We start from the raw sequence: 4,351 nt of genomic DNA on the forward strand, positions 1-4,351 counted from the left end.
GACCGCCACCTCGTAGAGCGCGCTCCCAATTTGATCGAAGATGAAAAATTGGTGTAGTGCGTTACACCAAATCTAAAGTTGTGGTATTCTCTGCCTAACAATAGTGGTCTAAACATGAATTGATAGTAGCGAAATTTAGAGAATACAAGAACAAAACTAGGACAAAAATATTTCAAGGAAGAGATAAGAATATACATAGAACCCAATTATAAGGCCCATATGAGCTTTTTAAGAGAAGAGATAAGAATTTATAGGGGAAAACTATATAAGTGAAAGAAACGAGCTTTAAAGGCAAAATAAAAAGTAATTTCGACAATTGGCAAGCGAAATTACTTTTTATATCTAATATTTGTTATGAGGTAGAAATATTAGTAAATAAATGATAACACGTTTTTCAATAAAGACTACATTTTTCTTAATCTGCATATGTATAAAGGACAGCTTTTTTATACATTCTTTCTTTACCTATTCCTCTGAGAAAGTCTTTTATATCAAGGATGTATAAAAAGCTGCATAACCGATAAATATGAGAAGCGAACGAGCCCTTGTGTATCAAGGACTCGTTTTTTGCATGTGTACCGGAAAGAGACATTATGTTAACTAAGATTGTATATGACATGCATTAAGAAACAATAAGACTTATTGAATAAATATTTTATAATTAGCAACCCTATACCCATAATCTTATATCCCAGTATGGAGGACAAAATGAAACAATTAGTATGTATTGCTTTGATTATGGGGCTATTTCTACCCATAGCTCATAACACGTATGCTTATTCTGACACAAATCCTGCCTTATCTAATTTTTATGAAAGTTACATGACGAAAGGTGCTAAAGGTGCTGAGCATTATGTCGCAAAAGGCGTTACGATTCCAGAAGTAACTGAAAAAACAAGAATTGTGCGTTTTCAAGGTTTGCCTGCTGCTGACAAAGAAAATACACGTATTATGATTGCCTATTTTGAAAATGGCAAAGTAGATATTGATCGCATAGCCTTTATTTGGAGGGTGTCTTTTAACAAAGAGAATGTTACTAGCATCGAAGAACTATATGATGGATCAGAACCCAACTTAAAAAAATAAAAATAGGTTATATAAAAAGCCCTTGGTAGCAATCTACCAAGGGCTTTTTGATTCCTAGAAGGTGGATTATGTTAATTAACCTTTTATGTTATATACAGTTTAAAAAGCAAAAAAACTCCACAGACGGTCGGGAGTTTTTTCTGCTTTACGTATCACTACTTGTCAGGTGATGCTCGGAAACATCCTGAGTAGTTTGCTCAAAGGTTGTAGCAGCTATGCAACCTTTGAGCTTATTTTTAATTTTTCCAGAACATCCACCATGCTCTCTTGCGACATGTCTGTTTTCTTAGTTCTTGCATTTGTCTCATGAGTTCCGTGACTTGGCGATCTCGTCTTTCTATTTGGGTTTTATATTTTTGTAGTTCTTGTTCCTGAATTTCTAGTCGCTTAATTATATCTTCATATTGTTTGAAGGTAATCGTATATTCTTGGTAACTGTCCTGGTTGTCCTTTATATTGTCCATGCTGTCCTGGTTGTCCTGTGTGCTGTCCTGACTGTCCTGGACACTTAGGACAGTCAGGACGCAGTCTTTAATTGTCTTGCCGCCTTGTTTATGTAGATTTAGCATTTTATTGAAAAGCAAAAGATCATTTTCTGTGTAGATGGTTTTTCCTTTATGATTTCTGAAAGTCACGCCAACTTTAGCAAATTGACTTTTGTAGTTTCTTAAAGTTGATGAACTCACTCCTAATTTTTCAGCAAAAATAGAAGCTTCATACGTTTTTTCTGTAGGGACCACTTTTAGCAAAACTATCCCTCCTTTGTTTAATTAAATATTCGTTATTAAAGTTTAAATATCCTGTCTGTCCTAAGTGTCCTGGACGTCCTGGTTGTCCTCTGTCCTGTCCGTCCTGTTCGTCCTAAGTGTCTTGGACACTTAGGACACTTGCATTTTTTGTTTTGGGTAATTATTAGTTCGTTGACCAAAATTTAGAATAAGGATATAATGGTTACCAATGTAACCAAAAAGTGAAGGTGATTAATATGGCTGAAGAAAAAGTTAAAACAGAAAGAAAATTATTAAGGATCGAGCCTGAAGCTAATATTCAAATTAAAGAATTAGCATTAGCTTTAACGAAAGAAAAAGGCTCAAGAGTCACTGAAGGAAAAGCAGTTCAGATTGCTGTACAGAAAATGTTGGAGGAAAAAAGAAGCTTAATTTAAGCCGGCTTCTTCTAATAGCCGGTTTAAGCTCCTAGTTTGGGAGTTTTTCCACACCTAAAAAAGCCCTTGAAGCTTACAGCGCCAAGGGATTGAGAGGTTTTAAAGGAGGTTTTAACTTTTTTAAAGGTTTTTAATGGGGGAGGTAAGAAAAATTGGAAGGTGGAAATATACTAAATATCACGTTTGATCGTATGACGGTTATGGGCGATTTAAGCGATAATAGAGTCTCTCTTTTGAATCAGTTAATAAAAAAATACTCTATAGCAAGAGAGAATAAAATTCATGTATCTGACACAAGGTATCACAGTTACATACGTGGTAAATTTTTAGATGACTTGGTTTATTTTGAGTATGATAGATTAAAAGCAAAATCATTTAACACTCGAAATTTCCGAATAGAATTCAACCCTAATAATTTGAATATCGAACAAGTTGAATGGCTTCAAAAGAATGTGATCCCAATGTTAACTGATGTAGGGATTACTCGACTTGATTTAGCTTTTGATGTTGATTTTAAATTGAGTAATTATCAGTTTATAAATGTAGGAAATGCGAGAGAGAAATCCACAGTTGAATTTCGAAATTCGTCACAACAGCTAGAGACTTTGTACATAGGGAAAAGAGAAAGTGACAAGATGATACGTTTGTATGATAAAAAGGTCGAACAAATGAAAAAGGGTAATGAGGTTGATCAACCCTACTGGTGGAGATTAGAGTTTGAACTTAAGAGAGAAACAGTGGACGAGTTCGCTGATGTGTTTGAAACTTTACAGATAAAAAAGCCCGACTTAAAAGAAATTGAAAAAATACAAGATAGAGCGATGCTTTACTATCTCCGTGATCACCCAGAAGAATGGGCTGAGCTTGGTAATTCAACTAAATCGAAATATAGAAAGATGCTAAGAGAAATAAAAAATGAAAATATGACTCCTCTTTTTAAAAAGGAATTGAAGAAGAAAAAAGCCGAGTTGCTGGAACAACTCGACGGATGGTTCAAAAATCAATATAGAATTTTCGAAAAATGTTGATTTTGATAGCACTATTATAATCTAAAATACAGGTAATATTCCAGTAGTAAATATTACTGTCGGAGCCTTACAAAGAGAATAGTGTCGAGAATTTACGAATAGATATATAGTATGAATATAGATAAGACCGCCTTATACACTGATACATAATGGGCGGTCTTTGTTATACTTATACTACTTTTTATTTAAGAATGGTGTGAGTATAACATTTTTAAATAAAAAGTAGTATATCAGTTATTGGAGTATCTTTAAGTCTCTTAGGCTGCGGATTTAGTTTATTGTCTCTAATGGCGGCTATCTTTGGAGGTGCTTTTGGAGGATCCATAATGGACGAAGCAATGAAACATAGAGTACATTTTATGTTTTATTTAGGGTTAATCCAGTTTGGACTTTCAATTGTTGGTCTTATTGGAACCATAATTTTAAAGAAAAAAACACGTCTTTCTGGGTATTTAATGGTTGTATCAGCCATAGGTGTTCTTTCAAGTAGTTTTTCATATGAATTAATCCCATGGTTGCTTGTACCTGAATTTCCTCTTTTGATAATAGGGTTGATCCTATTATCAAAAAGTAGATTTTTAAAAGAAAAGCGTTATGAAGCAGATAATGTGAGATTTTGTATTTGTCTTGCCATCTTAGTGTTTATTCCACTAATCATGCATAGATCTCTATAGAGGTAGGTTGTAAGTACATAATGATGAGTAGTAATGCTACATTTGGCCATTGTCAATGGTAAGCGGACCGTAGGGAGCATTAAGGAATTGACAATGTCACTATACCAAGACCCTCTTGGCACTCAAACAAACTCGTTTGTTTGACGCCAACCGGCGAGGGAGCCCCCTCGAAGGTCGAGGGGGGTGGGGGCGTTTGTAGAAGCCATTCCAAAGGGGCTTCCCTTTGGCAGGTGGTGGACAGCGTCCACGGTCTTGATGAAAAAGGGCATCCGTTTGGGATGTCTTTTTTCATTTTGGCGGAGCCAAACACAGGGAGGAATTCCGACCGCCACCTCGTAGAGCGCGCTCCCAATTTGATCGAAGATGAAAAATTGGTGTAGTGCGTTACACCAAATCTA

At 35.3% G+C, this 4,351-nt stretch carries 5 protein-coding genes; 4 read left to right on the forward strand and 1 reads right to left on the reverse strand.

Annotated elements, in window-relative coordinates; translation table 11 throughout:
* Positions 1 to 708 precede the first annotated feature (708 nt).
* Complete coding sequence (locus tag ACH0CI_RS28005; protein WP_340927673.1) at positions 709 to 1,086, forward strand: hypothetical protein; 378 nt, start codon at positions 709 to 711, stop codon at positions 1,084 to 1,086.
* 236 nt (positions 1,087 to 1,322) lie between these two features.
* Here the strand turns inward: ACH0CI_RS28005 and ACH0CI_RS28010 are convergent, their stop codons facing one another.
* A complete protein-coding gene (locus ACH0CI_RS28010; protein WP_406902640.1) occupies positions 1,323 to 1,826 on the reverse strand; it encodes a MerR family transcriptional regulator in 504 nt (167 codons plus the stop codon).
* Between the two features lie 245 nt (positions 1,827 to 2,071).
* Here ACH0CI_RS28010 and ACH0CI_RS28015 point away from each other — a divergent pair, with 245 nt between their 5' ends.
* From ACH0CI_RS28015 to ACH0CI_RS28025, 3 genes are all read left to right on the forward strand, one after another.
* Positions 2,072 to 2,251, forward strand: coding sequence for a hypothetical protein (locus ACH0CI_RS28015; protein WP_154975129.1), 180 nt, complete (start codon positions 2,072 to 2,074; stop codon positions 2,249 to 2,251).
* 152 nt (positions 2,252 to 2,403) lie between these two features.
* Positions 2,404 to 3,279, forward strand: a complete 876-nt coding sequence (locus ACH0CI_RS28020; RefSeq protein WP_154992624.1) for a replication initiation factor domain-containing protein — start codon at positions 2,404 to 2,406, stop codon at positions 3,277 to 3,279.
* A 236-nt stretch (positions 3,280 to 3,515) separates the two neighbouring features.
* Positions 3,516 to 3,953 carry a DUF4064 domain-containing protein gene (locus ACH0CI_RS28025; RefSeq protein WP_406902642.1) on the forward strand — a complete coding sequence of 146 codons (438 nt, stop codon included), beginning with the start codon at positions 3,516 to 3,518 and terminating at the stop codon, positions 3,951 to 3,953.
* Positions 3,954 to 4,351 lie beyond the last annotated feature (398 nt).

The sequence above is a fragment of the Priestia sp. 179-F W1.4 NHS genome, from assembly GCF_045369295.1.
Classification (GTDB): domain Bacteria; phylum Bacillota; class Bacilli; order Bacillales; family Bacillaceae_H; genus Priestia; species Priestia zanthoxyli.